Source organism: Mycobacterium numidiamassiliense, from assembly GCF_900157365.1.
Taxonomy (GTDB): Bacteria; Actinomycetota; Actinomycetes; order Mycobacteriales; family Mycobacteriaceae; genus Mycobacterium; species Mycobacterium numidiamassiliense.
The window spans coordinates 4157346-4184105 of record NZ_FUEZ01000004.1 but is presented as its reverse complement, the minus strand read 5'-3'; the positions used below and the strand labels follow the sequence as shown (position 1 = coordinate 4184105).

General features: G+C 63.8%; 35 protein-coding genes and 4 tRNA genes. 14 read left to right on the top strand and 25 right to left on the bottom strand.

Translation table 11 applies throughout. The features are described from left to right. Window positions 1-17 precede the first annotated feature (17 nt). Window positions 18-797, bottom strand: a complete 780-nt coding sequence (locus MNAB215_RS27940) for a pyrimidine reductase family protein (protein WP_077081645.1) — start codon at window positions 795-797, stop codon at window positions 18-20. Between MNAB215_RS27940 and zapE the strand changes: the two genes are divergently transcribed. Then, window positions 796-1866 carry a cell division protein ZapE gene (gene zapE / locus MNAB215_RS27935; RefSeq protein ID WP_077081644.1) on the top strand — a complete coding sequence of 357 codons (1071 nt, stop codon included), beginning with the start codon at window positions 796-798 and terminating at the stop codon, window positions 1864-1866. The two genes, MNAB215_RS27940 and zapE, sit on opposite strands and share 2 nt — an antisense overlap. Here the strand turns inward: zapE and MNAB215_RS27930 are convergent. Further along, window positions 1863-2414, bottom strand: coding sequence for a GNAT family N-acetyltransferase (locus tag MNAB215_RS27930; protein ID WP_077081643.1), 552 nt, complete (start codon window positions 2412-2414; stop codon window positions 1863-1865). The two genes, zapE and MNAB215_RS27930, sit on opposite strands and share 4 nt — an antisense overlap. After that, window positions 2402-2926: a hypothetical protein gene (locus tag MNAB215_RS27925; protein ID WP_077082405.1), complete on the bottom strand. Its 525-nt coding sequence runs from the start codon at window positions 2924-2926 to the stop codon at window positions 2402-2404. Before MNAB215_RS27925 ends, MNAB215_RS27930 begins: the two co-directional genes overlap by 13 nt. A 178-nt stretch (window positions 2927-3104) precedes the next feature. On the opposite strand from MNAB215_RS27925, the gene MNAB215_RS27920 reads away from it, so the two are divergent. After that, on the top strand, window positions 3105-3443 hold the full coding sequence (locus MNAB215_RS27920; protein ID WP_077081642.1) for a DUF732 domain-containing protein: 339 nt from the start codon (window positions 3105-3107) through the stop codon (window positions 3441-3443). On the opposite strand, the gene MNAB215_RS27915 is transcribed toward MNAB215_RS27920, so the two are convergent. After that, complete coding sequence (locus tag MNAB215_RS27915; protein ID WP_077081641.1) at window positions 3440-4054, bottom strand: hypothetical protein; 615 nt, start codon at window positions 4052-4054, stop codon at window positions 3440-3442. The two genes, MNAB215_RS27920 and MNAB215_RS27915, sit on opposite strands and share 4 nt — an antisense overlap. A gap of 97 nt (window positions 4055-4151) precedes the next feature. On the opposite strand from MNAB215_RS27915, the gene MNAB215_RS27910 reads away from it, so the two are divergent. From MNAB215_RS27910 to MNAB215_RS27900, 3 genes are all read left to right on the top strand, one after another. Beyond that, complete coding sequence (locus tag MNAB215_RS27910; RefSeq protein WP_342743246.1) at window positions 4152-4505, top strand: DUF732 domain-containing protein; 354 nt, start codon at window positions 4152-4154, stop codon at window positions 4503-4505. Between the two features lie 10 nt (window positions 4506-4515). Further along, a complete protein-coding gene (locus tag MNAB215_RS27905) occupies window positions 4516-5442 on the top strand; it encodes a cytochrome c oxidase assembly protein (protein ID WP_077081639.1) in 927 nt (308 codons plus the stop codon). Between the two features lie 97 nt (window positions 5443-5539). Next, entirely contained in the window at window positions 5540-6187 is a 648-nt protein-coding gene (locus MNAB215_RS27900; protein ID WP_131829180.1) for a hypothetical protein, read from the top strand. A 12-nt stretch (window positions 6188-6199) separates the two neighbouring features. Here MNAB215_RS27900 and MNAB215_RS27895 read toward each other — a convergent pair whose 3' ends face one another. Both MNAB215_RS27895 and pstS read right to left on the bottom strand, forming a co-directional pair. Continuing rightward, window positions 6200-7333: a glycosyltransferase gene (locus MNAB215_RS27895; RefSeq protein ID WP_077081638.1), complete on the bottom strand. Its 1134-nt coding sequence runs from the start codon at window positions 7331-7333 to the stop codon at window positions 6200-6202. Window positions 7334-7343: 10 nt separating this feature from the next. After that, window positions 7344-8414, bottom strand: coding sequence for a phosphate ABC transporter substrate-binding protein PstS (gene pstS, locus MNAB215_RS27890; protein WP_077081637.1), 1071 nt, complete (start codon window positions 8412-8414; stop codon window positions 7344-7346). A gap of 303 nt (window positions 8415-8717) precedes the next feature. Here pstS and MNAB215_RS27885 point away from each other — a divergent pair, with 303 nt between their 5' ends. After that, a complete protein-coding gene (locus MNAB215_RS27885; RefSeq protein ID WP_077081636.1) occupies window positions 8718-9023 on the top strand; it encodes a DUF732 domain-containing protein in 306 nt (101 codons plus the stop codon). A 130-nt stretch (window positions 9024-9153) separates the two neighbouring features. Here the strand turns inward: MNAB215_RS27885 and MNAB215_RS27880 are convergent, their stop codons facing one another. The 3 genes from MNAB215_RS27880 to MNAB215_RS27870 form a co-directional block, all read right to left on the bottom strand. Further along, entirely contained in the window at window positions 9154-9492 is a 339-nt protein-coding gene (locus MNAB215_RS27880) for a hemophore-related protein (protein WP_077081635.1), read from the bottom strand. A gap of 150 nt (window positions 9493-9642) precedes the next feature. After that, window positions 9643-10332: a hypothetical protein gene (locus MNAB215_RS27875; protein WP_077081634.1), complete on the bottom strand. Its 690-nt coding sequence runs from the start codon at window positions 10330-10332 to the stop codon at window positions 9643-9645. Between the two features lie 676 nt (window positions 10333-11008). After that, window positions 11009-11305 carry a DUF732 domain-containing protein gene (locus MNAB215_RS27870; protein ID WP_077081633.1) on the bottom strand — a complete coding sequence of 99 codons (297 nt, stop codon included), beginning with the start codon at window positions 11303-11305 and terminating at the stop codon, window positions 11009-11011. A 410-nt stretch (window positions 11306-11715) separates the two neighbouring features. Between MNAB215_RS27870 and MNAB215_RS27865 the strand changes: the two genes are divergently transcribed. Beyond that, on the top strand, window positions 11716-11928 hold the full coding sequence (locus tag MNAB215_RS27865; RefSeq protein WP_077081632.1) for a hypothetical protein: 213 nt from the start codon (window positions 11716-11718) through the stop codon (window positions 11926-11928). Between the two features lie 63 nt (window positions 11929-11991). Here the strand turns inward: MNAB215_RS27865 and MNAB215_RS27860 are convergent, their stop codons facing one another. Beyond that, window positions 11992-12381 carry a hypothetical protein gene (locus tag MNAB215_RS27860; RefSeq protein WP_131829179.1) on the bottom strand — a complete coding sequence of 130 codons (390 nt, stop codon included), beginning with the start codon at window positions 12379-12381 and terminating at the stop codon, window positions 11992-11994. 265 nt (window positions 12382-12646) lie between these two features. On the opposite strand from MNAB215_RS27860, the gene MNAB215_RS27855 reads away from it, so the two are divergent. Together MNAB215_RS27855 and MNAB215_RS27850 are read left to right on the top strand one after the other, a co-directional pair. After that, a complete protein-coding gene (locus tag MNAB215_RS27855) occupies window positions 12647-14494 on the top strand; it encodes a putative alpha/beta hydrolase (protein ID WP_077082403.1) in 1848 nt (615 codons plus the stop codon). After that, the gene (locus tag MNAB215_RS27850; protein ID WP_131829178.1) at window positions 14491-15048 is read left to right on the top strand and encodes a hypothetical protein; all 558 of its coding nucleotides are present in this window, start codon (window positions 14491-14493) and stop codon (window positions 15046-15048) included. The genes MNAB215_RS27855 and MNAB215_RS27850 overlap by 4 nt, the downstream gene beginning before the upstream one ends. A gap of 20 nt (window positions 15049-15068) precedes the next feature. Here the strand turns inward: MNAB215_RS27850 and MNAB215_RS27845 are convergent, their stop codons facing one another. Beyond that, window positions 15069-15698: a hypothetical protein gene (locus MNAB215_RS27845; RefSeq protein WP_131829177.1), complete on the bottom strand. Its 630-nt coding sequence runs from the start codon at window positions 15696-15698 to the stop codon at window positions 15069-15071. Window positions 15699-15939: 241 nt separating this feature from the next. Between MNAB215_RS27845 and msrA the strand changes: the two genes are divergently transcribed. Then, window positions 15940-16581 carry a peptide-methionine (S)-S-oxide reductase MsrA gene (gene msrA, locus MNAB215_RS27840; protein WP_245830416.1) on the top strand — a complete coding sequence of 214 codons (642 nt, stop codon included), beginning with the start codon at window positions 15940-15942 and terminating at the stop codon, window positions 16579-16581. A 362-nt stretch (window positions 16582-16943) separates the two neighbouring features. Here msrA and MNAB215_RS27835 read toward each other — a convergent pair whose 3' ends face one another. Then, window positions 16944-17198 (bottom strand): hypothetical protein, encoded by a 255-nt coding sequence (locus tag MNAB215_RS27835; protein ID WP_077081628.1) that lies wholly within the window; start codon window positions 17196-17198, stop codon window positions 16944-16946. Window positions 17199-17719: 521 nt separating this feature from the next. Between MNAB215_RS27835 and MNAB215_RS27830 the strand changes: the two genes are divergently transcribed. Continuing rightward, complete coding sequence (locus tag MNAB215_RS27830; protein WP_131829176.1) at window positions 17720-18064, top strand: hypothetical protein; 345 nt, start codon at window positions 17720-17722, stop codon at window positions 18062-18064. 72 nt (window positions 18065-18136) lie between these two features. Here MNAB215_RS27830 and MNAB215_RS27825 read toward each other — a convergent pair. The 3 genes from MNAB215_RS27825 to MNAB215_RS27815 all read right to left on the bottom strand — a co-directional run bounded on the left by MNAB215_RS27825 (window position 18137) and on the right by MNAB215_RS27815 (window position 18398). Continuing rightward, a tRNA-Val gene (locus tag MNAB215_RS27825) sits at window positions 18137-18211 on the bottom strand. 13 nt (window positions 18212-18224) lie between these two features. Continuing rightward, window positions 18225-18298 (bottom strand) — tRNA-Cys (locus tag MNAB215_RS27820). 27 nt (window positions 18299-18325) lie between these two features. Beyond that, window positions 18326-18398, bottom strand: a tRNA-Gly gene (locus MNAB215_RS27815). Window positions 18399-18576: 178 nt separating this feature from the next. On the opposite strand from MNAB215_RS27815, the gene MNAB215_RS27810 reads away from it, so the two are divergent. From MNAB215_RS27810 to MNAB215_RS29890, 3 genes are all read left to right on the top strand, one after another. Further along, window positions 18577-18648 (top strand) — tRNA-Val (locus tag MNAB215_RS27810). Between the two features lie 112 nt (window positions 18649-18760). After that, window positions 18761-19606, top strand: coding sequence for a hypothetical protein (locus MNAB215_RS27805; protein WP_077081626.1), 846 nt, complete (start codon window positions 18761-18763; stop codon window positions 19604-19606). A gap of 25 nt (window positions 19607-19631) precedes the next feature. Then, window positions 19632-19778 carry a hypothetical protein gene (locus tag MNAB215_RS29890; protein WP_165691622.1) on the top strand — a complete coding sequence of 49 codons (147 nt, stop codon included), beginning with the start codon at window positions 19632-19634 and terminating at the stop codon, window positions 19776-19778. Window positions 19779-20108: 330 nt separating this feature from the next. Here the strand turns inward: MNAB215_RS29890 and MNAB215_RS27795 are convergent, their stop codons facing one another. The 10 genes from MNAB215_RS27795 to MNAB215_RS30435 all read right to left on the bottom strand — a co-directional run bounded on the left by MNAB215_RS27795 (window position 20109) and on the right by MNAB215_RS30435 (window position 26741). Then, window positions 20109-20348, bottom strand: coding sequence for a hypothetical protein (locus MNAB215_RS27795; RefSeq protein ID WP_077081624.1), 240 nt, complete (start codon window positions 20346-20348; stop codon window positions 20109-20111). Further along, window positions 20341-20727 carry a hypothetical protein gene (locus MNAB215_RS27790; protein ID WP_077081623.1) on the bottom strand — a complete coding sequence of 129 codons (387 nt, stop codon included), beginning with the start codon at window positions 20725-20727 and terminating at the stop codon, window positions 20341-20343. Before MNAB215_RS27790 ends, MNAB215_RS27795 begins: the two co-directional genes overlap by 8 nt. Then, window positions 20717-21058, bottom strand: coding sequence for a hypothetical protein (locus MNAB215_RS27785; RefSeq protein WP_083746275.1), 342 nt, complete (start codon window positions 21056-21058; stop codon window positions 20717-20719). Before MNAB215_RS27785 ends, MNAB215_RS27790 begins: the two co-directional genes overlap by 11 nt. A gap of 564 nt (window positions 21059-21622) precedes the next feature. Then, window positions 21623-21817, bottom strand: a complete 195-nt coding sequence (locus tag MNAB215_RS29545) for a hypothetical protein (RefSeq protein WP_131829175.1) — start codon at window positions 21815-21817, stop codon at window positions 21623-21625. 182 nt (window positions 21818-21999) lie between these two features. After that, window positions 22000-22902: a phage major capsid protein gene (locus MNAB215_RS27775; protein WP_077081622.1), complete on the bottom strand. Its 903-nt coding sequence runs from the start codon at window positions 22900-22902 to the stop codon at window positions 22000-22002. Between the two features lie 222 nt (window positions 22903-23124). Then, window positions 23125-23637, bottom strand: a complete 513-nt coding sequence (locus MNAB215_RS27770; protein ID WP_077081621.1) for a hypothetical protein — start codon at window positions 23635-23637, stop codon at window positions 23125-23127. A gap of 1 nt (window position 23638) precedes the next feature. Beyond that, the gene (locus MNAB215_RS27765; RefSeq protein WP_077081620.1) at window positions 23639-23911 is read right to left on the bottom strand and encodes a hypothetical protein; all 273 of its coding nucleotides are present in this window, start codon (window positions 23909-23911) and stop codon (window positions 23639-23641) included. Further along, complete coding sequence (locus MNAB215_RS27760; RefSeq protein WP_077081619.1) at window positions 23904-24182, bottom strand: hypothetical protein; 279 nt, start codon at window positions 24180-24182, stop codon at window positions 23904-23906. Before MNAB215_RS27760 ends, MNAB215_RS27765 begins: the two co-directional genes overlap by 8 nt. 93 nt (window positions 24183-24275) lie before the next feature. Then, window positions 24276-26351 (bottom strand): DUF3854 domain-containing protein, encoded by a 2076-nt coding sequence (locus tag MNAB215_RS27755; protein ID WP_077081618.1) that lies wholly within the window; start codon window positions 26349-26351, stop codon window positions 24276-24278. Between the two features lie 111 nt (window positions 26352-26462). After that, the gene (locus MNAB215_RS30435; protein ID WP_245830415.1) at window positions 26463-26741 is read right to left on the bottom strand and encodes an excisionase family DNA-binding protein; all 279 of its coding nucleotides are present in this window, start codon (window positions 26739-26741) and stop codon (window positions 26463-26465) included. Between the last annotated feature and the right edge of the window lie 19 nt (window positions 26742-26760).

The following is a 26760-nucleotide window of genomic DNA, read 5'->3' as shown; positions in this document are numbered from 1 at the left end:
TGCCCCGTCGTCACGCGCTAGGCCCTGACGTAGCGGGTGTACAGATAGCCGGCGTCGTCGGTCAGCACGTGAGCACAACGCATCCGGGTCAGCAGTTGGCCGGAACCCGTCGCGATGCGCCTCGCCGGGCCGCCGACGACGTAGGGCGCGATGGTCAGACACAGCTCGTCGAGCAGGCCGCGCTGCATGAACGAGCCGAGCAGCGTCGGTCCGCCCTCGGTGAGGACGCGATGCAGTCCCCGTGACCGCAGGATCGCCAGCGCGGCGGCCTCGTCGACATCGCCGGGATCCTTGCCGGAGCAGTCGACGACCTCGGCGAGGTCGGTGAGCTGGCGGCGTGTCTCGTCGGCGGCCGCCGTGCAGGTAAGGATCAGGGGAGGCACCTCGGTCCGGGTGAACACCGGCATATCCCGGTCCAGCCGGCCCGATTTGGTGACGATGGCCAGTTGGGGAACTTCGGTTTGCCCGCAGGCCTGCCGCCGCTGGCGCTGGGCGACGCCGAGCTGCGCCCCCGAATAGCCCTCGATGCGTACCGTGCCCGCGCCGACCACGATGACGTCGGCGAGCCCGCGCAAGAGCTTGAAGATGAGGCGGTCGCCCGACCCGCCCATGGAGCCGGATTTACCGTCGGTGGTGGCCCCGCCGTCGACGCTGCTGATGAAATTCGCCCGCAACCATGTCCCCTCCCGCTCGGGATAGGCGTAGAGCTGGGGGAGTTCGCCGTCGTCGAGTTCGCGTACCGAGCCGAGCAGCGTCAGTGAGGTCTCGACGCCTGCGGCGGCCTCAGAGTCGGGCATGAGGTTGATTGCAGCACGCCGATACAGTGCCTGCATGCACGGGGGCCGCGTAGCGCGTCTGGTGGATCGCCATCCCACGGTGTCGCCGGAACGGCTGATCGCTCAATTGAAGCCGCCGCCAACGTTCGCCGAGGTCAGCTTCGCGACCTATCGCCCCGATCCGGCCGAACCGACCCAGGCCGCCGCGCTCGTCGCATGCCAGGACTTCTGCCAGCAGGCCGTGCAGCGCAGGGCGGGCCGGCGAAAGCTGTTGGGCAAACGTGCCGTATTACCCGGCGTTGGGCTCTACCTGGACGGCGGATTCGGCGTGGGTAAGACGCATCTGCTGGCCTCGGCCTACTACCAAATGCCCGGCGACGGTCCGGATTCCCCAAATCCCAAGGCGTTCGCCACTTTTGGCGAGCTGACTCAGCTGGCCGGGGTATTCGGCTTCGCGGAGTGTATCGACCTGCTGGCCGATTACACGGTGGTGTGCATCGACGAATTCGAACTCGACGACCCGGGCAACACCACGCTGATTTCGCGGATGCTCTCGGCGCTGGTCGACAAGGGAGTGTCGGTGGCCGCCACCTCCAACACGCTGCCCGAGCAGCTCGGCGAGGGCCGCTTCGCCGCCCAGGACTTTCTGCGTGAAATCAACACGCTGGCAAGCATTTTCACCACTGTGCGGATCGACGGACCCGACTATCGGCACCGCGACCTGCCGCCCGCGCCCCAGCCGCTGACCGACGAGCAGGTGCAAGCGCGCGCCGACGGCGTGCCCGGGGCGACGCTGGACGACTTCGATGCGCTGTGTTCGCATCTGGCGACCATGCATCCGTCGCGGTACCTGAGCCTGATCGAGGGTGTGACGACGGTGTTCCTGACCGGCGTGCATGGCATCGATGACCAGAACGTCGCGCTGCGGCTGGTCTCGTTGACCGATCGGCTCTACGACGCAGGCATTCCGGTGGTGGGTTCCGGGGCGAAGCTGGACAGCATCTTCAGCCCCGAGATGCTGGCCGGTGGTTACCGAAAGAAGTACCTGCGGGCTACGTCCCGGCTCCTGGCGCTGACCGCCGGGGGTTAGGGCACCTCGCGAATCATGACGTAGTCGTGTTCGCGCAGGTCGTCACCCACTTGAAACGTCCTGGTGCCGTTGATCCGGAATCCGTGCTTGGTGTAAAAGCGTTGTGCGCGTTGGTTTTCCCGATTGACGCCCAGCCACACGGAGCGCACGCGCCATTGCGCTGCGGTGGCCAGCGCGTGTTCCATCAGTGTCGCGGACCACCCGTCACCGTGGTAATCGGGCAGCATGTACATTTTCGACAGCTCAGCGGCCGGGCGGATGTCGACCGCTCGCGCGACGTCTGGGTCATCGTCGACACCGTCGACGAGCATGGCGTAACCGACAATTCGGCCGTCCTGCTGTGCGGTGAGGATCGCGCGCCGGGGATCGGTCAGATACTCCGTGAAGCGCGTGGCCGTCAGGTTGGTGGCGATGAACGACGCGACGTTCTCCCGCGCGATCGAGGGCGGGCACGCCAACGGAAAGGTGCGCGCGGCGACACCGGCCAGTTCGTGTGGATCGACGGAATCGATCGTGGCGAGATGGACCGTTCGCGTCACATGTTCCATTGAGCGAGGTGCTGGCCCGTCTTGCGGTCCAGCAGAACGACGTTGGAGACGGGGTCGCGATAGGCGTCCCAATACACCCCGCCGCGCACGATCGCTCCGCTGGGCGCGTTGCCCAGCGCGGCGTCCAACGCGTCGGGGGCGTCGGAGGCTCGCGGCTTGTATGCGTCGGCGAAGGGAGTCACGCCGTCGAAGCTGAAGCTGGTGGCCATGATGTAGGGATTGGGCACCCGGATCGCGCGGACCGTCACGTCGGCTCGGTCGGCGGTGCTGCCGGGAAAGCTCTTGATCGGCACGCCCTCGCGGGTGTAGCCGAATCCGGGGGGCGGATCGCACGGTGCGACGCTGCTGACCGTCACGTCCGCGACGTAGGTGCCCGTGTCCACCCGCAGCGTGTCACCGATGTGGCCGATCGGGGCGTCCCCGGCGTGCGCGCGCGGCGCGCTGACGCCGGCAGCGGTGGCACCCGCGGCGGCCACGAGGAAGGTGGACAGGACGATCAGCCAGCGGTGCATCTTCGCCACCTCTTTGCCTCCTAGTCGCCCGTGCAGGGGATCTACGCATAATCGCACACGCGGCGACATGCAGGGGAGGGGTCGATCGACTCAGGCGGCGGGGGCTTTTCGCCGCGATCGTGACGTGGATCATCGAAGAGATGCGCGCCGAGGGCCGCTCTGCGACCATTTGTGGATTATGAAATCGCTCCTCATGCTGTTGAGCCTGGCCGCCGTCATCGGCATGGCCGCGCCGGCGTACGCCGATGCCGCCGACGACCAATTCCTCGCCGCGCTCCAGGCCTCTGGCGTCACGTACAAGGAACCGGGCAAGGTCATCGCTGCGGCCAAGTGGGTCTGCCAGTCAGTCAACGAGGGCACGCAGATGGCCGATGTGGTCAAGACCGTCGAGGCCGAAAACCCGGGACTGGTTCAGGAAAACGCCGCCAAGTTCACTGCGCTGGCGGCCAGCGCGTACTGCCCCAATAAGCTGCCGCCAGCGCCCGCCGCGCCCGCAACGCCCGCCAGCAACGGCTAGCGTTCCTCGCTGGTTTCCGTCACGGCCTCGGCGGCGACCTGCGCTAGCCCCCGACCTGGCGCGCGCCCCAGTTCCAGCGGGCCCATCCCCGGAACGGTGCGTGGGGGTGTCGTCGGGGTCCGGCGCCGGCGCCAGTGACCGGCCGCCGACAGACGCCAATCGGCCGCCCACTTCCATTCATAGGTTTCCAGCGTGTGCAGATTCGCTGCCAGCGCCGCCATCCGCAGGCGAGCGTGGTGCGGGTCGATCCACGAGGCGATCACCCAGACGCCGCCGAGGTCGTTTTCTGCGATCTCCACACTCCATGACACCTCTTCGTCGTCGCAGCCCATCGAGGGACGTGTCGCGGGTTTCGGTGTCGAAGCCTCGAATCGGTTGCCATCGGCTTCCAGGTCGAGTGCTACCTCGTAGCGCACCGCCGGTCCCACCATGCGCAGAGTCACCTCGACGCGAGCAATGCCTTTGCGCCGCGGCGTCAGCCGGTCAATCGTGATGACGACGCCCGTGGCGCCCGGTTTATGCAACTGGGCTCGCAGCTGATTCCACACGATGATCAGCCCGGCCAAAGCGATGATGCCGAGAAAGACGTCGAGAACGATGATGGCGGCCACGTCGATCTAGCCAACACCATCTGTGGCGCCCATCGGCTAGGGGGATGCGTGCCCGGGGTAACTCTGAAAGAATCACGGAGCTATGAGGCGCCTACCGATGCTGCTGAGTGTCGTCGCCGCGGTCGGCCTGGCCGCGCCGGCGTACGCCGACCCCAGCCAAAGCCCCAGCCCCAGCCCCACTTCGGACCCCGCCGTGGACGCCGATTTCCTGGCCCAACTCAAACAAGCCGGGCTGAACTATTCGGACCCGGCCGCCGCGATCTCGGCCGCCAAGACGGTGTGTGAGTTGGTGGACAGCGGCGAGCAGGACACGAATATCGTCAACAACCTGCAGCTACGCAACCCGGGATTCAGCGGGAACGGTGCTGCCAGATTCACGGCGATCGCCGCCAACGCGTACTGCCCCCACTACCTGACCGGCGAGGGTCGGCCTCCCCAGCCGGGCGGCTGATCTCGAATTCATGCCTGTCGATCCGGGGCCGCTGACCGTCGGCGCGCTGGTTCAGACTTGGCAACTGGACCCGAGCTCGGCGCTGGTAATCGTCCTGGTCGCCGGCGCTTACGTGTGGTGCTACCGGCGCGGCCGGGATAGCGTTACTCCGCTGCAGGCCAGCTGCTTTGGCATCGGCCTCGTGCTGTGGGCGGTGGCTACCGTCAGCGCGATCGGCGCCTATGCCTACATCTTGTTCTGGGTGCGGGCCCTGCAGGTCTTGCTGTTGCTGTACCTGGTGCCCTTCTTCCTGGCTCAGGGCAAACCCTTGACCGTGCTGCGCAACGCACTGAGTTCGGACGGCCGCGACCGCTTTGATCGACTGCTGGCGAACCGGGTGGCCCGCGTGTTCGCGCACCCGTTGACGACGTCTCTGGCCATGCTTGCCACCCCTTGGCTGCTCTACCTGACGCCCTGGTACACCGCGGCCCTGGAGAGCGAATGGATCGGTGCATCGACCCGAATCGCGTTGGTGATCATCGGCTTTGGATATTTCTACGCCCGACTGCAAACGGATCCCGTTCCGCGCAAGTACTCTCAGCTCCTTTCGCTGCTGATCAGCGTCGCCGAAACCCTCGGCGACGGGGTCCTGGGATTGGTCATTTGGCAGGGCTCGTTGATCGCAGCGACGTACTACGCTGCGCTGCATCGCGATTGGGGCCCGGATCAGCGGCTGGACCAGACCATCGGCGCGGGCGTGTTATGGATCCTCGGCGACGTGGTCGGGGTGCCGTTCGTGCTGCTGTTGATGCGCGCGCTGTCGCGTGACGAACGCGCGCACGCCGTCGTGGTCGACGCCGAGCTGGACACCGCGGAGCGGGCCGTCGGCGACGAGGCGGCGCCGTCGGGACTGTGGTGGGAGAACGACCCACAGTTGCGCGAGCGATTTAAACGCTGACCACAGCAATGCGCGACTAATCCTCCACGCCATTGCCGAATCCGCTATGTTTCCCGAGACGCAGCAAACGCTAAACGGACTTTTTGAGGAGCCAATGGTGAAGCAGATCTCGGTGCTGGCAGCGGGTTGGGCGGTGACCACCCTGGCGATTGGTGTCGCGGTGACGGGGTGCGGAAGCGACAAGTCGTCCACCCCGTCGTCGTCATCGACGTCGTCCAAGCCGGCTTCGTCGGCCACGTCGTCGGCGGCATCGACGTCCGGTAGCGCCGCCGCCCAGCCGTCGGACTACAGCAAATTGCTGATCAAGGCAACGGATATCGTCGTGCCGGGCGACAGTTTCACCCTGGTGCAAACTGTGCCAATCCCGAGCCCGGCGGGCGTAAGTGGACTGTTCGGCAATCAGGGCGGTGCTCGCACGATCAACGACACCATCAACGTCTATCCCGACGCCGGTGCCGCGACACAGGCGCGCGACCTGAGCGTGTCGACCCTTACCGACCCGGACCTGGGCGTGCGCGGCGGAACGCCGACACCGGTCGACGTCGGCAACGGCGGCACCATGGCCGTGGGGACGACGAACAAGCCCGACGGCCCGAAGGCGAAGGGCAGCATCATGTTCACCGAGGGCAAGACTTTCGTTGACATCGAGTTCGAAAGCCCGGCCGGCGATCCGGTGCCCTCGGACTTCATCCTCGACGTCGCCCGCAAGCAGGACGCGGCGATCAAGGCGGGCCTGCCTTCCTGAGTGCGTCGCCGATCAGCGGCCCGAGCGGACGGCGTCTTCCAGCAGATCGGCGGCACGGGCAACGCTTTCCGCAGGTGTGGTCAGCTTGGTGGCCAACTCACGAGCTTGGGCGGCGCATTCTTCAGTGAGGATGGAGCGCAGGTCCGCGACGAGTAAATCCAATGTGGTGGACCAGAATTCGCGACCCGCGCCCACCCCCAGCCGAGTGACGGCATCCGCCCACATGGGCTGGTCGTCGACCGCGATCCACAGGATCAAAGTGGGGATACCTGCGCGCATGCCTGCGGCTGTGGTGCCGGCGCCCCCATGGTGGACGACCGCGCGGCAGGCCGGGAAAATCGCCGCGTGATTCACCGCGCCGACGACCTTGACGTGGTCTGCCACCGGAATCTGCGACATGTCATGCGATCCAAGGGAAATCAGCGCACGGTCACCGAGTTGCGCGCAGGCCGCCGTGATGACGGCGACGGTCTCGACAGGAGACGGCAGACTCACGCCGCCGCCGAAGCCGAAGTAGATCGGTGACGTTCCCCCCGCGATCCACGCCAACACCTCGGCGTCGGCGTGCGTCGGCAAGTCCAGCGTCAGGCCGCCGACGAAGGGGCGTCGCCGGCCCTGCTCCGCCCATTCGGCGGCCGATCCAGGGAAGCAAAGCTCGTCGTAGGCCTGGATCTCCAGGGTTTGTTCTGCGGGGTCTATCCCGTCCGGCAGGCCCAGCTCGCGACGTTGAGCGTCTTCGGCCTGCTTGGCCAAGCCCCCGATGACGCCCCCCAGCGTCGCGTAGTCACCGGGGTAGAAATGCAGTGTGGCGAGCGGAATCCCGTAGTACTCAGCGACATTGGCGGCCAGCCCCTGCTCGCCTTTGCCCGCCAACAGCAGGTCCGCCTCAACTGCCAGCGCCTTATACGCCTCGGCCCACTCCGACCACAGCTGCATGACCCGCCGCACCACGTCGGTGGGGTCCATGCTCGACGGCGTATTCGACCCGAAGGGAACCGCGGCAAGCCCTGCGGACTCGACGAAGGCGATCATCCCGGGTGGAACCGCCAGGCACACCTCGTGGCCCCGCTCCCGCAGCTCTCGGGCCACGGCGGCGAAGGGCTCGACGTCGCCGCGGCTGCCGTATCCTGCCGCCACAAATTTCACAGACGACTACCTACGAATCGATGGCGTTCACCGCAGTCGACAACTTCGACTTGAACGCATCCGGGAGAGGAATATTTCCGTTGTCCTGCAACCCTTTTTGGCCGGGACCGATCGCGCTCTCCAGAAAGGCCTTGACGGCAGTACCCACAGTACTGTCCTGGTATTTGGAGCAGACGATTTCGTAGGTCGTCAGCACCAGCGGATACGAGCCGGGCTGGCTCGGTTTGTCGAACGAGAGCGGGTCGAGGACCAGATTGTTGCCCTGCCCGCTGACGGTTGCTCCGGAAATCGTCTTGGCCACCGAGTCGGTGCTGATCCCCACCGCATCCGGGCCGGCAGAGGTGACGATGTTGACCGTGGTCAACGTCTTCGCCTGGGCGATCGCCCAGGCGGTGTAGCCGATCGAGGAGTCGGTGGCTTTGACGGCCGCGGCGGTGCCGTCGTTGCCCTTGGCGCCGTCACCGATGCCGCCGTTGAATTTCCTTCCGGCACCCTTGCCCCACGCGCCGTTGGACGCGGCATCAAGATATTGTTGAAAGTTGTTGGTAGTCCAGGATTCGTCGTTGCCGAACACGACGTGAATCGGGGCGACGGGCAAGGCGGCGCCGGGGTTGAGCGCCGCGATTGCGGGATCGTTCCACCTGGTGATGGCCCCGTTGAAGATCTTCGCCGTCGTCGCACCGTCGAGGTTCAGTGAACTCAGGCCCTTGACGTTGTAGACGATTGCGATCGGGGCGAACACCAAAGGTAGGTGCCATGCCGCCGAACCGCAGCGCTTCTGGGCCGCATCGGACTGGCCCTGGTCCAACGGGGCGTCCGACCCGCCGAAATCCGTTTTATCGCTGATGAATTCGCTAATCCCGGTCGCCGAGCCATTGGCGGCGTAGCTCGCCGTCTGGGCCGGGCAGGTCTCTTCGAACACGTAGATGAAGTGATCCATCGCCTTAGCCTGGGCGGTCGCTCCGCTGGCAGTCAGCATCTTCTTGCCCCCGCAGCTGGTTTTTTCCGAGGGGTCGCTGGTCGTCGTGCTTCCCCCACACCCCGACACCATCGCCACGCTGATGGCCGCGGCGCTCAGCATCGTGGCAAATCGGTTCGACGTCAATCCAGTTCCTCACCGTAGGGCTGAAAACATTTGCCGAAGCGTGTGTCGCCGCGCATGCCCCGGCAGTCATAAAAGTATGGAATACGGCCCAGATTGACACATTCGCCGCCCCGGAGCGACCGCAGGAGAGGCTGATTTTCGCTCGGTCTGGTCAAAATTGCCTGGTTAGCCAAAAAGGCCCCGTCACCAGCTTCAAGAGCTCGGTGTGTTGGCCGTGCGCGGGCCGTCCGTTCAGCCGCAGTTCACTGAATCGTAAGGCTATCGTCTTATGCTCCGCGCATGAAACCAGTACTGGGGTCGCTGGCCGCCCTGTCCGCAGTGCTCTTTTTCGCGCCCGGGGTTGCCCACGCCGACAGCACGTCCGATTATCTGTCCACACTGAGTTCGCATCACATCAGTTACGCGAACCAGGACAAGATCGTCCATATCGGCACGACGCTGTGCCAGGAACTGCGGAATAACCTGCCTGGGCAAGAAGCCGTGCAGCGGATCCAAGGCCTCGGATACACGGATAGCCAAGCCAATGTGATCGCCGCCGCCGCAGTCCTGGCGTTCTGCCCGGACATGGACAACGACCCGCTCTAAGCGCGGCCCATCAGATTTCAGTCAAGCGTAAGCCCGGCTAATTTGCCGGGCTTACGTTCGTCTGCGTGAACGCATCGGTCGAGGCGTCGTCAAAGCGCCGGCCGTGCAACGGCTTTGGCGCAATCCTTGATCAGAAGTTGTTGCAGGTGGTGAACATCTGCTGGAAGATCGGGAACGCCTGCTGCGCACCCTGGTTGTGCTCCACCTGGTGGAGTAGTTGGACCCGCTGGTCCGGCGTCGAATTAACGTACTGATGCAAGAACGCCACATTCGGCGGCGATTGCTCGAGGTAGCTCGCGAACATCGGATTCTGCGCGCGCAACGCCGCAACGGCCTGGTCGTAGGTGCAGGTCGTGTTGATCATCGGACCAAAGTCTGGATCTGCGGATGCCGTACCGGTTCCAGCGGCCAACGCCAACGCCAGACCGCCGATCGTGACACCCAGTCTTGTCAGTGCGCGTGTGACCATGTGTGAACTCCTCCCAAGTGGTTGCACCCCACTCTAGTGCCCTGTTTGAACGTGACCCTAACGCTCGCCTTCGCTGAATAGCAGGCAAAGATCCGCCAACGCATCAGTACAGCCAGCGGCAGTATGCCGTCTGAACTGCGACAACGCGCGTTAGCTCGCGCCCGGTGCCCCGGTTGGCGGGGCGCCCCTCAAGCGAATGCGCGAGCTGAGAAGGCGGACAGATCGGTATCCGCCGGGCGGCCTGTTCGGGAATCCGGGTGCACCGGTGGCGTGCACGTTGCCGCTGTGGGCGCGAACGGCGACCTGCATCTTCAGGATCGCCCTCAGCGCCCTGGCCTCGCGTTTTGCCTGCTCACGGGCAATAAACAGCACATCGAGCGGGTACCACAGGCCGACCCACGCCACGACCAGGAACACGCCGTTTCCGAACAGCTCGCCGGCGAACTCGCCGACGAAGGGGCGGGTGAACAGATACGACAGCCCGATGCCGACGACAAACAGCAGCGAGCCGCTCACCAGCGACCGCATGCCCTGGCGCCAGATCAGATCGTGCTGGCGGTTGGCTCGGCGTATTGCCAGCTCGCAGTAGCGACGGACCGACTCCACCAGGTTGGCGCCCACTTCATCCGAGCACTCGCCGGCGACGTCCAAGACGATGCGCTGCTTGCGGTCAAACGTCTTCTGGGCGAGCAGCCGGTCGATGAGTTCGTCGATGCCGGTATCGATGCGGCGTGCGCCGTCCAGCAGTCCGCGCTGATCGACGGCGAACATCTCGCCGGGTTCGTCCAACTCGATGACGACGTCTGAAGCCGGCTGTCGTTGATCGCGTTGTTGGCTCATGCCACGAGCTCCTGCCTGAAATATTGGCCGGCCAAGCGGTCGCGGAAGGAATTCACGTGCAAACGTCGTACCGCGTTCACGGCATTTCCGAATATTACTGAAATCGATGCGGGTAACAATGCGGACCGGCTGCATTCGTATTAGTGGATAGGCCCATTCCGCCGACTGTATGGTCAGTGACCGGGGAGCTTCTCGGCCGAATCTGGTTCAGCCGTCGGGTATTTCGCCGATTGTCCTTTAGACGCTGCGGAGCCGTGGCAGCGTCCCGGCGGGACGCATGCCGCATAGCGACGGCGCCAAACGCGAGCACCACGGCGACGGAAATATGTTGGCTAATCGAGATATATTCTCCTCCTGTTGCTCATCAGGTGTTTGTCGACCCCGTCAGATTCCCGCTGCCGGCTTGATGAATTCTCAATGGATCCTTGGCAATTCGGTGTTTGGTCGAGTTCGGCGCTGACACGGCCCACGGCAGGGTGAAGTGCGCTTCGCGCCGTACCGATCTACGCTCCGCCAATGCGCAACCTCGAGGCCATCGATGCCGAGCTTCGGTTGTTGTCGCGCGCCTGGCGGGTGGCGCGTGTGCTGTGCGACCGGATGCCGAGCACCGAGCAGATCGACCGATTACTGGATGAGCGGGCCGCCGCAGCCGCGGCGCCGGTTTCGAGGCAGGACGTCAGTGCAAGGTGTCGGGGCACAGCTCGTGCTGTGCCGCCCCGATGATCCCCGGCATGTCAGCTGTGGAAACCGCCTCCTGCGCAATCTGCTCCGGCGTGGTGCCGCCGCGGAGCAGCTCGCAGACCCGCAAACCGAAGTAGATGTTGGTCTTGGGGGTATTGAGCGCGGTGTTGATGTGGTGCGAAGCCAGGTAGTTGAGGTAGCCCTTGACATCGGCGTGCGCCGCCGGCGCTGAGGCCAGCGCCACGCCGACCGCCGCGCCTAGCACCGCTGCCGCGGGCACCTTCCTCGCCATCTATCAATGACACGGCCTGGGCGCTGAAGTCTCATGTCGAGGCGCGGTTTACATAGGAGACTCATACGTCAGGACGCTCCGTACGGACTGGGCCGTGGCGCGTCCCGCCGTGGCGCCGCGGTTCGGCCGGGCAGTGCCGGGCACGGACGTGGATCGCATCCGTACGGCGATGCGCGTCAGCGCTGAAATACCATACAGCGCAGCCATTCTCGATGTTCCCTGTGGAAGCCGTATCGCCATGCTGCGGCTGCGGCCCGATCAACGGGTCGGCTGTGCCGGCGTCGACTACTTGATCGGCCCCAGATCAGTCCGTGGGCCTCCGAAGTCGCAGAAATTCCGCAGGTTCACGCCTAAGTTGACGACTACCATCGACAGTGGCGGGTCATGGTGACACATGCGGAGGGCCTCCGATGCGAATACTGGCAGCAATACTCGTGGCCGTTGGGGCGGTGACGCTCGGCGGGGTGGTCGCTCACGCTGACAACCAATCGCCGGCTCCTGTGCCGCCGTTCAACGCACCCAAATGCCTGACATTCGACGGTCCGCGGTACGACTACCTGCCGTGCGGGTGGACGACGGACGGCAAGACCTGGACTCCGCCGCCGCGCGCGCCCACCCCGTGACCAGGCGCGAGTTCGTCGGCGAACCGGATCCCATGCGGCACAAAGGAATCTGCGTCGGCGAAACTACTGGACGGCCCGTCTGCGGGCTACTTCCCGTAGGATCCGGGCCACGCTTTCCGCGTACATAATCGGCACTCCCTCGGACCGGCAGAGCCTGCTGGCCGTATCGATCTCGTCCTGTGTCAGCTCGCCCATGGTGATGTCATGGGCGGCCGGCGCGACATCGGCTACCCGAAGCGTGATGCCGAGATACTCGCAGAGCCCGGAGGTGGAATCCGTGCCGAGCGTGTCGCGGGGTGCGACGTCGAGTGAGCGTTGCAGATCGCGGATCGCCTGGTGGTATTCGTCCGGTGCGTCGAGGAACCACGGTCGGATCGTCTCGGCCACATCGCTGCGGTTGACCACGATCGGATCGGGGTCGTACGCGCTGTTGTCGTAAACCTGAACCTTCACGTCAGCGATTTTCCTCGCCGCATTGTTCTCAGGCATCGGGGCGCCGGGCAAGTTCATCACACGTTCAATTGGTCGGCGATGCCGGCGCCCGGCGGCGGGCCGTGACCACCCATCCGGAATTATCGGTGATGTGAATTGATGGCCTGAGCCGCGATAGTAGCCTTATCGCCAGCGTGGGGGTGGCGATGTTGATCGATACCGGCGGCTTCTTGCATGCGTGCCGTCGTCGGCCGGGCCGCGCTGGCGGGCATGCTCAGGAGGGGTGGTGCAACTCCGCTACATAAGCGTCGCGGCGTTGATTGCCGAAGCCGGTAGTGACCCGTGGGCCATCAACAACAGCCTCCAGGCTGGGCGTCCTGCTCAGATTTCAGGTTTGGCTGAGGCTTTTCACGCTGCGGGCCGCTGCACCACCGAATCCAACAACGCCTTCGACGCAGCCCGTCGTCGTTTTGAGGCGTCGTGGAATCGAGACGATAGCGGCGAGCACCCGATCAACGACTCCGCCGAGGTGCAGCAGGTGACCAAGTCCCTTGGCGCGCAGTCACTGCAGTTGCCCAAGATCGGGGTAGATCTGGAAAACATCGCCGCCGCCCTGTCCGAAGCGCAGCGGGCCGGCGCCACGACGATCTCGACGTTGGAGGGTCAGCTCGAGCAGATCGACAGCGAAATCGGCCAAGCGGTGGAGCTGGAGAAACAGGGCCATCTCAGCGCCGCCGATCAATCCGCGGTCGATGCCCTCATCGACACTCTCGAACAGCAAGCCATCGACGACACCAAATCGGCTCTGGGACAACTGCAATCGCTCCGCAACGGCTACTCGGACTACCTGCAGAGATCGCTGACCACCCTGCGCACCGACGGCTACGACCCCAAGCCACTTGAGCCGGTGGACGCCGGGGGGAAGCCGGAACAGATTCAAATCCCGCCGCCGAACACCAACCCCGAAGACGTCAAGCGGTGGTGGAATTCGCTCAGCCAACAACAACGGGATCAGTTGCTCGCCCAGCACCCGCCCGAGCTGGGCAACCTCAACGGCATTGACACCATCGCTCGCGACAACGTGAACCAGGCGGTCATGACCGATGACATCGCCCGCGTCGAAAGCGTAGCCACGAAAAACCACGTTCCGGTGAGCCAGGTAACCGAACACCCGGAGCAGTATGGCCTCACGCCCTCGGCGATCACGCGCTACAACAACGCGACAAAGACCCGCGATGGACTCAACGTCAACGGGACCAATCCCGATGGCAGCAAAAACCCGGTGTTCCTGCAGACCTACGACCCCGAAGCTTTCGACGGTCGAGGCAGAGAAGCCATCGCGATCGGAAATCCCGACAAAGCCGACAACACCACAGTGCTGGTGCCCGGGACTGGGAGCAGCGTTCGCGACGGCTACCTTTCCCACACGGACGGGCGAAACCTCTACAACGAAGCCCGACGAGCCGATCCGGGCAAGTCGGATTCGGTTCTGGTGTGGATGGGGTATCACGCCCCTGACAGCCCGTTCGACCCCCAAATTGGACAGACGACGCTCGCCAGAGACGGAGGCGGTTTGCTCGCCGGGGATGTGAACGCACTTGGGGTAACCCACGGCATTGGCAGCTCCCATGTGACCGTGGTCGGCCATTCCTATGGCTCCACCACGGTGGCCGACGCGGCAGCCGGGTCGGGCATGCACGCCAACGACGTCGTCCTGGTCGGCTGCCCGGGAACCGACCTGGCACACAGCGCCGCCGACTTTCACCTGCCCGGCGGGGGACATGTGTACGTGGGCGCTGCATCGACAGACCCGATCACCCACCTCGGCGGCATTCAGGGGCATCTACCCGGAACGGGGGTCACGATCGGACTGGGTAACGACCCCGCCGTCGAGGGCTTCGGTTCAACCCGCTTCAAGGCCGAGGCCCCCGGCCTGACGTTCCCGTTGAAGGATCACAGTTCCTACTTCACGCCCGGCAACGAATCATTGTTCAGCATCGCCGACATCGCATCCGGCCACGGCGACGCGCTCGAGCACGACAACATGACCGCCGAACATCGCGGCACCTATTGGCTCCCGGACGAATTCGATCCCGAGAGCCTTCGCCCCCCGACGCGGGATCACTACCATTGAAATCATCGGCGAACACCTTCGAGAGGATCGGCGTGGTCATGTGGCGTTCGGCGGTTGCCTGCGTGGTGGCGGGGATGCTCGCCATCACACTCCAATCCTGTAGCACGATAAGGAATTTGAGCGAAGGGGTGACACATCCGATGACTCCGGACGAGTCCAAAGCGCAAGTAATCAACGCGGCACGCGAGATCATCGCGACTCTGGGACTCAAAGGCGTCTCGGGCCATTTCAGCCGTGACTCCTGTAATGACCAGGCCGTCGCGCCTTTCCGGGGAATCGTGGGACTCGACTACGATCACGCGCCGACCCTCGAAGCTTCGCAAGCGGAGGTTCAACAGATGGTCTCGACGCTGAAACAACATGGCTGGCAAGGGCCGGGCGACTTCCACACGCATTCCCCCGCGGTGAGCAGGCAGGGTGCCACTGCGGTATTCGATGCTTACTCGCCGGTTCAGAATGCGGGAGGATCGATCACGATTTACGGGGAATGCCGGGACATGACCACCAAGCAGAACACCGTGCCCGAGCCGATACCCCCAGACCAATTGGCGTGATGCCTGACTGGGCCGCGGACCTATTCGGGGGATTCGCCCGGCGCCTGGTCGGGACCCGGTATCAGCAGGTGGATGTCGAACTCGTCGTTGGGTTCCAGGACACGGTCGGGTGACCCGTCGAGGAAGCTGACCGTGATCATTTGTCGGCCGCCGATCGAACTGCCATCGTGGACGCTCACTGTCGACACCATTCGAGAGGTCTGCGTCTCGAACCCATGTGGATGAGCCTGCGGGTCGTTGCCATCGGAAATGAATATCGGCATGGGGAGATGCCCCCGCATGCGGTGCAACTGATCAGCGGTCACCCGCTGCGTGACGATCCTGGTCACGGGGTGCGCCGAATCGTCCACATGGCTGATTCCGCCGGCGGCGCTGCTGTCGAAAAAGCCCGCACCGTCGGGCACATTGGGGATCGCCGCGGCTATGAAGTCCCAGGCGTGGGTCTGTTGTCTTCCTGACCGCTGCACGCTGTTTGGAGCGGCGGCCGCGTCCACTGGTAGCCGCGCCAGCATGTTAAATGGGCGCCCGCACACCTCGTCGTGCCAAATGTCGACCTGGCCTGCCTCTTGTGGTCCGGCCATTGGGTGCCGGAGAACATAGCGGTGCCACCAATAGGCCCACGGCACCATGATTGGCTGTCCGCGGCTCATGCGCCCAAGTGTGTGTCGCCCTCACGCCGTTGTCTAGGGCCCTAAGGCCCTTCGTGGCGGGAGGGGATTAGGGGCCGGTGGCCCAGCGGTGTGCCTCGTTGGGACTGAGCCGACGGCCTGCCCCGGCGAGGAGGACACTGGTGAGATGGCGATGAACACATCCCGCAGATGGGTAACCCTGGCGACTCGTCTTGGACTGCTGGGTCTCGCAGTCGCGGTGTCCATTGGTGTCGATCCAGCGATGACGCCCCGGAGTGAGGCAGCGGGCTCGATCGCAGTTCCGGCACCTGATGTCGACGAACCCACACCGGCGTCCGGCACAAGCGAGACGGCGATCTTGGCCGGCGGATGCTTCTGGGGCGTCCAAGGCGTGTTCCAGCACGTCAAAGGGGTAACCGCGGCGGAATCCGGGTACGACGGAGGCGCCAAAACGACCGCGGATTACGCAGACGTCAGCGGTGGTCACACCGGGCACGCGGAGTCCGTGCGCATCACCTACGACCCGAGTCAGGTGACCTACGGCCAACTTCTACGGATCTTCTTCTCGGTGGTGCAGGACCCCACACAGCTCAATCGGCAAGGTCCCGACGAGGGCACCCAGTACCGATCAGTGATCTTCTTCCAGGACCCGACCCAACAGCGGGTCGCGGAGTCCTACATCGCTCAGCTGACCAAGGCGGGTGTTTTTCCCGGCCCGATCGTCACGAAGGTGTCCCCGGATTTCGGGTTCTTTCCCGCCGAGCAGTATCACCAGGACTTCATGAACTCGAATCCCTCGAATCCCTACATCTCGATCAACGACATCCCCAAGCTGCACGATCTCAAGCAGCTATACCCGGCGCTCTACCGCGACCAGCCGGTGCTGATGGCCGCTGCCGGATGACGTCGGACAGGGTTGGGGCTGGCGCGTGTGCGCGCAGAAGCAATAGGCCTTGTGCGCCAGCACTAGTGGTGTGGGAGGCGTCTGCGCTTAGTGATGGTGTTGGGCATCGAAGGCCCTGTTGGTCAACCAGCGGACCGTAAGACCGATCAGCAGACCCGCAACGGCGAACCCACCCACGCCCGGATTAATGGCGACAACGATGGCACTGCCTACGCCCATCGCGGTGCCGATAACGACTGATGCCACCCGACGTGGTGCGTTCACTGGAATGTACCCATCAAATCGAATCGAGTCCTGGCAGGACAATAATCTTTGAGAGGTCGAATCGGAACGGTTGAGGGATTAAGCCTTAGCTTCCAGCTTCATCGACTATTCAGGCCCCGCGGCGGGGCATCTTTACCGTCGTCGGCGGCAAGGCTGGTGTCGTCAGCCGGGTACGGGTGACCCGGCGGCGCGATATTGGGTGTTGGCTGCACGCCCTGCATGGACTCCGGATAGCGCGGGTCAACAAACGTGAGGTCACGGCCCCGGCGTTGCAGCGATCGAGCGACGAAGTAGATCGCCGCGCAGAGCAAGGCGAAGGTGGTGATGATGCCTGCGACAGCGAGGATCTGCATTGCGCTGCCTCCCGTGGCGTGAGTTGTCTTGCGGTGTTGACGAATTCCAGTTAATCGGACAGTTCCTCGATGTCAACTGTGGTGAATTGCGACCCGTTACTGGGTATTGCTATGAGGCATTAACTCGGAGATCTGTGGCGCGGGGGTGGTGATGGCTGAAGGGAAGCTTCAAGTCGACCTGGAGGCGTTGGCATGTTCGGCTGTGCATGTCAGTGGGCAGGCCGAAGACCTGGCGATTGCTCGAGCCACTTCGGTCAAAGCTCGGCCCGACCAAGGTGATTTCCTACGTGCGTGGTGGTTTCATCATGGGATTCGATTCGCTCTGCGACTTCAGACATGCGAGAGGCGGCGCACATGGCAGTTGATGCAAATTGGATTGACTACTGGGCGGGCCGCTACCGGGTAGACGCGGATGAGAAAGTGCTGAACCAGGTGGGCCCGCGGGTGCGCCAGCGGAAGTGCTATGACCGCGAAGACTTCATGGCCGTAGGCGAGTGGAAAAGCCCCGGGCCAGGCAGACGATGGCGTCCAATACTGACGAGATGATTCGCGACATCACCAGTACCGCTCTGGCCGCCCCGATGCCGATCCAGCATCGGATCTTGACTCTGCTCAACGGTGTTGGAGTCCCGATGGCGTCCTCGCTGCTGATGGTTTGGCGACCGGAAGAGCACACCGTCATCGACGTGCGCGCGGTCAAGTCTTTGGTGGTATACCGAGAGATTGCCGATCCGACTCCGAAGCCCTATCCGTCCTACATGGAATACGTCAAGGTTTGCAGGGGGATCAGCCAACGCTGCGCCCGTAGCCTGCGAACGGTGGACCGCGCACTCTATCGAGCCAACGGCACAAGCGCAGAAGCATAGTGTGCTATTGCATACCTATTGCATGACGTTTGCTAAGCCTTGCTAAATATAGCATTTGAACAGCTAAAACTCTGGTGCGCGATACTGGGATTGAACCAGTGACCTCTTCCGTGTCAGGGAAGCGCTCTCCCGCTGAGCTAATCGCGCCGGGAGCAAAAAATGGAGGTGGAGACGGGAATCGAACCCGTGTGCACGGCTTTGCAGGCCGTTGCCTCACCACTCGGCCACTCCACCGCTGGATTGATGCCTCTTGCACCTTCGAGCGGATGACGGGATTCGAACCCGCGACCCTCACCTTGGCAAGGTGATGCGCTACCAACTGCGCTACATCCGCGCGCAACGGACGAGATCGTCGCCCGGTGCGAAGGACGACGATAGTCCAAGAAAGCAGGCCCGCACAAATCTCTTGGTGTGGGCCGTGTCTAGGCTATCGCGCGACCCAGACAGGCACGTGGCGGGATCTGAGACATCCGTTTCGTGCTAGTCTTCCTCCTCGTTCGCCCCTCGGCGCCGGTCCCGTGGCTCAGTGGAAGAGCGTCCGCTTCACACGCGGAAGGTCGCTGGTTCGATCCCAGCCGGGACCACCCCCATCAGTGCAGGTCAAACATGGTTTTTGCTCAATTTTTGAGCCGCGTGCAAGATACGTGCAAGATGGTCCTAGCAAAATGTCGGACCTGACCGTCAGACTTGTAGTTCATGTTTGAAGCGCACGTGCTAGAGGTCTTGATCTCCACACCGGGAGACACCGGCGCGGCAGTGACGGCGGTCAAGGAGAGCCTGCACCGCTGGAACGGCTCACGGGCCAAATCTGCTCAGGTCATTCTGTTACCGCGGGACTGGAAGGCAGATGCTGTGCCCCGACTTGGCACCGGCACCGGCCAAGACGTCATCAACAAGCACTTGGTAGACGACGCCGACATAGTGGTCGGGTTGTTCGACAGTCGGCTCGGGCAGGCCACCGCGGCTGCGGTGTCGGGCACCGCTGAAGAGATTCAACGCGCGATCGATGCCGGAAAGCACGTGCACGTCTGGTTTTCTAATGAGTCGATCAGACGTGACGCCGACCTTGAACAGCTCGCCGCGCTGAAGAAGTTCCGAAGCGAATTGCAGGCACAGGGACTTCTCGCGGAGTACGACGATCTAGCCGATCTGTCCCGCAAGGTGCACACCGCAATCGAGGACGACGTGACTCAGATGGGACTCAGAACGCCGAGTGTGCGACGACGACACAGCGCTGAACATGAACATGCGGTGCCGCGTGCGCGACGCACGGGCGACCGCCTGGTCATTGAAAACAAGAGCAAGAACGTCACAGCCGAACAATTCGAATTCGTCTATGAAGGTGTCTGGCCCTACGGCGCAGTTGGCAGCAGTGAACCGGTTGATCTCCTCTACGACCGTCAACCCTTCGACCTGCTTGCGGATTCCCATAGGGATTGGCGCATGGGGGTTTTCGCGCAGAGCCCGCCGGAACTGAAGCTGACGATGCGTTGGGTGGAGGGCGACGAACCTCAAGAGGTCATCCAAACCATCACATTGTGAGGGCAAACGATAAGGAGGAATAGTTATGGCGTTGGTCGATGAAGTTCTCAACACCATCAAGGGGATTGAGGAGAATGCCCACGCTCCGCACACGACTGAGGAGGCGCTGAAGATCGCACAGATAAAGGCACTGATCATCGTCGCCCAGGCGATCGAACAATCTAACCAGTGAGCTGCACTCTGCGCCGGGACGTATTGGATCGGGCGCTGCTATGCGCCATCACGGCTGCGGTGATCGCGGTGTCTGGGTGTCCAATTGCCCATGCCGACGCGGACGGTTACCTGCGCTGCGTGAAAGGCGGCTTGGGTGGATACGTTCCAGATAGCGACGCGCTTAGCCTCGGACAGTCGGTAAGCGAGCTGCTGGCCCGCAACCAACCACCCGAGGCCATCGCGAACAGGCTTTATAGCAACGGGGCAACGGGTTTCACCCTGAGCGAGTGTCAGACGATCGTGGCTTGCGTGCAGCGCAATCAGCCGCTCTAGAGAACTCCCGCCACGGCTAGGCGGTACCGGCGCCGGCGTCCAGCTCGACCAGCAGCCGGGCCTCGATCCAGGCGACGGCGCCACCGCGGTCGTGTTCCTCGATCGCTTCCTCCAGGAGGCCGCACAATTCGAGGGCGACCGCGATCAGGTGCCCGCGATCGTGGCGGATCTCGGCGATCACCGTGGCGGTGCCGGCAGTGTCGAACGTCGCGAGCGCCAGACGTAGAGCGTCGACCGCGGCCGAATCGTCAGGCACGGGCCGGCCGGTACCGCGGCGCCAGCGTGACCAACTCCCAACGGCCGGCGTCGTCCATCTCACCGCTGTAGACGCTGGCCACTTCGGCGAAGTCGTCCGAATACAGCCGCAGCGTGTCGGCGACCCGGCTGTCGCGTATGCCGCAGTCCATGGCGCCCACGACGATCGGCGCCGCGGCGGCCAAGCGCTCGTCGTACATCGTGGCGGCCTTGATCGCGCCGGCGGCCTTCCACTTCGCCCAGTCCGGTTCGCCGAAATGCCTGGCGTCGGGTGCACACTCCCGCTCACACTGACGGCGCAGCAACCTGGCATAGCTGCCCACGGGCATCTGGTAGCCGGGAACAGCCCAACCGGGCCCGCCGCCTTGATCAAGCGCCATGGTTCCACCTGGTGAGGGCTGCGGCCTGAGCCTTCTGGGACCGGCGACTCATCGGCCTGGGGACCTCGGTCGACACCTGCTTCAACAGCCGAGCGATGCTGGCCTCAAGCAACCGCAACTCCGCGCTGATCTTGACGCGGATCTTCATGTCATCGGCCACCGCCCGGTCGGCAAACAGCTCGTTTTTTCGGTCGATCTGGGTCGAAATGAGATCCAAAACCACGCGATCCTGGGCACTCCACACCAGCGGGCGGCCAGACGCGGCAGCCGACGCGGCGAGTTGTTTGTCCAGGTCGCGTCGTACCCTGCGCGATTCGGCACAATGCGCCATAGCGGTCTCCTAACGATTTCAGCGTTTCATGCGTGCGGGCAACAAGATCAGCCGTTTGGCCGAGAGCGATTTTTGACCGGGGTAGGGGTTGCCGTGGCGGGGGTCCGGTGGTGGTCATGCGATCCAGATGGTGCGCGGGAGGGCCGGTGTGGATGGTCTCGGCGGGGATGGGTCGCCTTCGGCGGATGTGGTGTGGGGTTGCCATGGGCAGGGCACGTTGTCACCTTTGAACCAATGCGCTTGCTGGCTCGTGACTTTGCGGCTACACGAGGCACAGACGCCACGGCAATTCGCGTCAGTGTCGACACCACCGGCAGCCTCGCCAGCAGCAAGCGGGATGATGTGGTCGCACACCGTCGATGTCCCTGTGCAGCCTTCTAAATGCAACTGGCACAATGGGTCTCGTTTGAGGATTCTGGCACGTCGTGCCTTGTGCCCTGTTTGTGCTGCGCGGCTGGTGCCCCATCGTGGTTGGGCACGTCGGTGGGCAGGGCAGTGGCTACCGCCGTCTCGAACCAGTTCGGGACATCCAATTTCTCCGCACGCCTTGGCTGCTCGCATGCGTCAGCCGAACTTGAGGAACGCCGAACCAATGGCCTCATACTCCGCGAGGTCGGCATCCGTCTCGTCAGCGATGGGGCACAACCCGAACTCACGCTCAGCGCGATCCAACGCGGCCGTGAACTGTGCCAGCGTGAGGCGTCGAGCGCCCTGCGGCATCACACATTTCACCGCGGGTCTGCGTTGTTTCTTCGCCACAGTCGTCGTCCTGTCCGTTGCTCAGATGGCCGGTCCCGATGATCCAAAAAGCCATATACGTTGTCCTGCTTACTGTTTGGAGGCACCCGGCTGGCTGTGGAAACCTTTGCGAAAGCACAGCCAGCCGGGTGCGGCGTCCGGTCCTCGGAGCTACCCTGGACAAGAACCGGGACGCCAGTCTGTTACGAACCCGGCACGGCGCCAGTGATTTTCACGACAGCCGCCGCATGCGGGAATCCCGGCGCCAGCCGCATGACTCCGCGGATCTGAGTGCTGTCGGAACTGAACGCGGAGAACGGGTTGGCGACAATGCTGATGTCCATGCGCATCACCGTGAACGTCTTGTCGCTCGCCAATGCCCACACGACGCCGTCCTCAATCGTGCCTTCCGGTGCGCTATACAGCGGCACGCCGAAGATGTTGCGCGACACTGGTTGTGACACATCGCCTTCACCCTGTGCCAGCAGCGGCTCGTTGGACACGACGTCGGTGGTGGCCCCGAACTTCTTGAGTTCCATCAGCGACAGGCAGGTGGAGAACGACGCGGCGAACGACGTGCACACCGAGCCGACTGATTCGATCAGGCTGATTGCCTTGGCGAACGGGTCCAGGTTGCTGTACGGCGCACCGACGTTGACCGCCTGGTAGGCAACGTTTTCCAGTCCGCTCATGGCGGGCGCGCTGGTGCCGTCGAAGTTCGACACGGCACCGAAAAAGCACTTGTCATACTTTCTGGCAAAGGATCTGACCAGGCCGTCCGCGATAACCGCTGCGGCAGCCGCGTTTTCGGCCGCATCTGCGATCAGCTCGTTTGAGACGGTGGTCAATGCCTTGATGCCGACCGGGGTCACCGAAATCTGACCCAAATCAGCTTCGCTCTCGGTGATCTCAGAACCCTCTTGGACGAGCGCAGCGGTCGCGTCGGATTCCACGATCGGGAACCGGTACGTCGGTCGCATCGTCTCGACAACGGTGCTGACTCGCAGCCCGACGCTGCGCAATCGCAGCGGTTGGACTACCAAAATTCCGACCTCTTCGGCGGATAAAATTCCGGCGCCAGAACTGACGCCACTAGTCAAAGCCATGGTTTAACTCCCAACGGATTAGCAAACGCTGTAAACGCTAGATATCCACTGGGGGAGGCCAAGGAGCGCCTGAAGAAAGCCCCCAGCGGACACCTCGCGCGACAGCGCGACGGTAGAGACGAACACCGCTTGGCCACGGGCCGGTGCGGTCGCTTCCGCTGGAAGCTGGTCTCACGCTACCACCGCACGCGCGCCTGATGCCCCTTCCTGGCTGGCGGTTTTTCAGTCGGGGGGCGGTGTCGCATTGGCCGCGTCGGTCAAGAACTGGCCGAAGCTGCGCGCCGGTTGCGGCATGACGTTGTCGACGTCGAGCACACTGCGCGGGCCGAACCCGATCAGCCCTTGGCCGCCGACCGCGCTCGTCGGTGCCAGCTGCGGCACCCGCGGGTCCGGTGATGCCCAGTGCGGGTGCTCGGACAACAGCTCGTCGGCGCGCTGAGCGACCATGGCCAGATCCACGACGCCCGACTCGTCGCGCACCGCTGTCAGCTCGGTCTGCGTCCAGAAGTCTCGCGGGTCCGCGAACTTGCCGGCAAGCTCTTGGTCGACCAGCAACCGTTCGGTCGCCTGTAGCCGCGCCTCACGATCGATGTTGTCCTGAATGACTTGCGCTGCTTGAGCTTCGGTTTCACGGAGCTTCTGCCGGTACCGTCTGGCTTCGTCGGAGCGGAGCTGGTCGTCGGTGGGCTCTAGCTCTGGCGAATCGCCACCGGATTCTGGTGTGGGGGTGGTCATTTCAGTCGTCTCCTAACATGGTGTAGCGGTGGTCGGACAGCGTGTTGTAGTCGCTCTCGGTGGGTTCGATGTGGGTCGCGATGCTGCCTGGCAGCGGCGCTGGCACGACCATATCGGTTCCGGCGTCGACCTGCGGGTCGGTTTGAGCGTAATCCATTGTGGCGGGAACACTTCCGATCGAATCATCGATCATGCTGTCGCTGGGTAAAAACCCGACACCGGTGATATCCGCCTGATACAGCGGGCTTGCGGGGTCGGTGGTTTTCTTACTCATCGTCGTTGTCTCCGTTCAGTTTCCGTTTCACTTCGGCCAATTCTTCCATGCTGAAATGCCGCTTGGTGTGATACATCTCGTCGGGGCCGCTCACATGCTGCGCCAGCCAGGGGCAGTCGGCGTCGTGATGCACCGCGAGCCCGAAGGTGCCGGCCGCTGCTGCTACCAGATCGGTCTCGGCGTCGCAGTGTTCGCAGCCGGGTACGTCGGCAGCCAGTCCCGCCAGATGGTTCAGCATCTCGATCGGGCCGATGTTTTCGTCGTCGCTCATGTCGTTGTCCCTTTCCTGCTCCCCGCGGGACTTTCCCGCGGGACTTTCCCGCGGGTGGTCTATGTGGCCGGTCGCGCGATCATCGGGCGGGTCTCATCGATCGGCCTGCCTCTCTACGGGGCCGAAAAGGTGGCAGTCTTCGCAGGTTCCGCGCTCAATCGACACCGGTTGGGTCAGCGGTTCGCCGCACGCGCAGCGAGGTTGGCCGTTCGTGTCTTTCTTGCTGTCAGATTCCGGCGCAACCGCGCAACTCCCCAGGTCAGGGACCGCAACAGGGTTGCGCAATTGCGCGGCGGTCGGCAACAGACCATCGGAACCCGGGAGCGGATCACCGATCACCCACCGCCCAGGTCTGCCTCGCTTGTCCTCCTGGTTGACCAGGTAGCCGTCATCCGCGGCCATGGCTAACCGCCGGCTCACATTGGACTTGTCCAGGTTCAGATAGGCAGCGATGTCGCGGGCCATGACGCCCCACGGATGCGCGGATGCCAGCTCTTTAACCGCGTTCACGGTCTCTCGCACCGTCCCGGAGACGATGGTTCCCACGCCTTCGGCGATGGTGTCGGCCACCAGGTCGCGGACCACGTCGTAATCGTCAAGGGTGGCGATGATGCGGCCGGCGTCGTCGCGTGATCGGCTGGCCTGATGGAGCACCGCATGGGCGCGGATCAGTGCGAGCAGCGAACCGAAGTCGCGGCGCAATCGCACGGCCACGGGTGAGATCAATTCCGCCAACTGGCGGCCGTAGGGGATGGTGACCCGGTTCTCTTGGTCGGCCAGCCACCGCTGTAGGTCGCGCCAGGGTTCGGGGTCACGGGCGCCGTTGCTTTCGTCGGCGAGTTCGCGCAGCACCCGCTTGGTCTGCTCGCGTGAGTCGTCGGTCGCCAACGACAAGATGCGGGTTTCGTTTTCCGCGTGCACGTGTGTCTTGGTGGTGGTGAAGATCAGGTTGGTCGGACCTTGCTTGACGATTTTCTTGGTGGTGAAACCACCGTCTTTGCCCTTCACCGTGACCTGGTAGTCGATGCGGCCCTCGGACAGTAGCGACCGCACGAAGTAGGAAGTCATGTCGTCTTCGACACCTTCTCGTAGAGCGGTGATCTCGTAGACGACGAGGGTTCGGTGGGCGTAGTCGTCGTCGGAGTAGATGAGCGCCTTCTCCGACATGGCCGTGAATTCGAGGTAGGCCTCGGGCGGGAATAGCCGGGTCACGGTTTCGACGGTGTAGGACTTCCCTGATGCCGAGTGGCCTTTGACGCCGGCGGATACCTGTTTGTCGAGCAGCCGCGAGGTCAGCACCAGGTAGAGCGTCTGCGCCAACCGCTCCTCGCCGACCAGGCCGCATTGCACTTCCTCGGCCACTGCGTCGAGGATGCGGGGCAACCGCGCAATCGCCGGAACCTCGGTTGACCTGCGCGGTTGCGCGGTTGCGCTGGTTTTCGAGGGGATAAGAAAGCTAGTGGAGACCGGCGGCGGCTGCACCGGCTTCACCAGCTGCCATAGTTCCTCGACCGAATGCTCGGCGAGGTAGTCATCGAGTCCGGTTTTCTCGTCGTCACCGGGCAGCCACAGGTATTCGATGCGGGCGCCTTTGGTGGCCAGGTAGCCGGCCAGCCCGCGGGCCGCCTTCTGCACCTTGTCGTTGCGCGTCATGTCGGAGTCGAACGCGATAATCACGCGGCGGCCGTTGAGCGCACAGTCCCGCCATTCGGGCATCGCCATCTTGCCGCCGGCGGTGTTGGTGTGCAGCCAGTTCCAGACACCGATTAGGTCGACAATGCACAGCCCGTTCAGGGCGCCGGCGTCGGCCTTCTTGGTGCCTTCGGTGATGAACAGCGGCACGCTCGGGTCGGCGAGCATGGCGGCCACACCGGGCGGGATGTCGAGCCCGTTGCGCTGCCCGTATGGGGTCTCGTATTTGCGTGGCCGGCCGTTGCTGTCGCACCGCGGGACATCCGGCCGGTACTGGTAGCCCCAGGTGGACCCTTCGGCACGTCGCAGCGGGATCAGCAGGCCGGGGACGTGGCGGCCGGCCTTGGTGATGCCCTGGCCGTCTACCAGGTCGACCAGGCGCTCGGGGTCGGTGATGGTCTCGTAGCCGCGGGCCATCGCGAAGTCGGCAGTGATTCCGGATTCGCCCAGCATCGCCAGGTGGCTTTCGGCGATCATGGTGCGTCGCCGCCGGCGCTTATGATCGTGGAATCTGAGATCTGCTGACTGGCGGATTCGGTTTCGGTGGTGGTGGCTCCGGTTGGCCTGACCGGGGCGCCCCCCACATCATCAGGTGACATTGCCACCGCCGTACGGCTGTAGCGCGGCGTCGAGGTCCGACAGCTTGATCCGCACCACCCGCGGACCCAGCGTCCAGGCGCGTAAACGCCCGTCCTTCAACATGTTTCGGACGGTCATCGGATCGACGGCGAGATAGGCGGCGGCGTCGCTGATACTGACGAAATGGTCGTCGGTGGCGACTTTCTTCTGCGGCCGCCGGGTGGCGCGGTTCGCGCCGGCGTCGATAGAGGCGGCGAGCGCCGCGATGAGCAGCAGCGGGAATTTCACAGGATGTCCTCCGAAATGA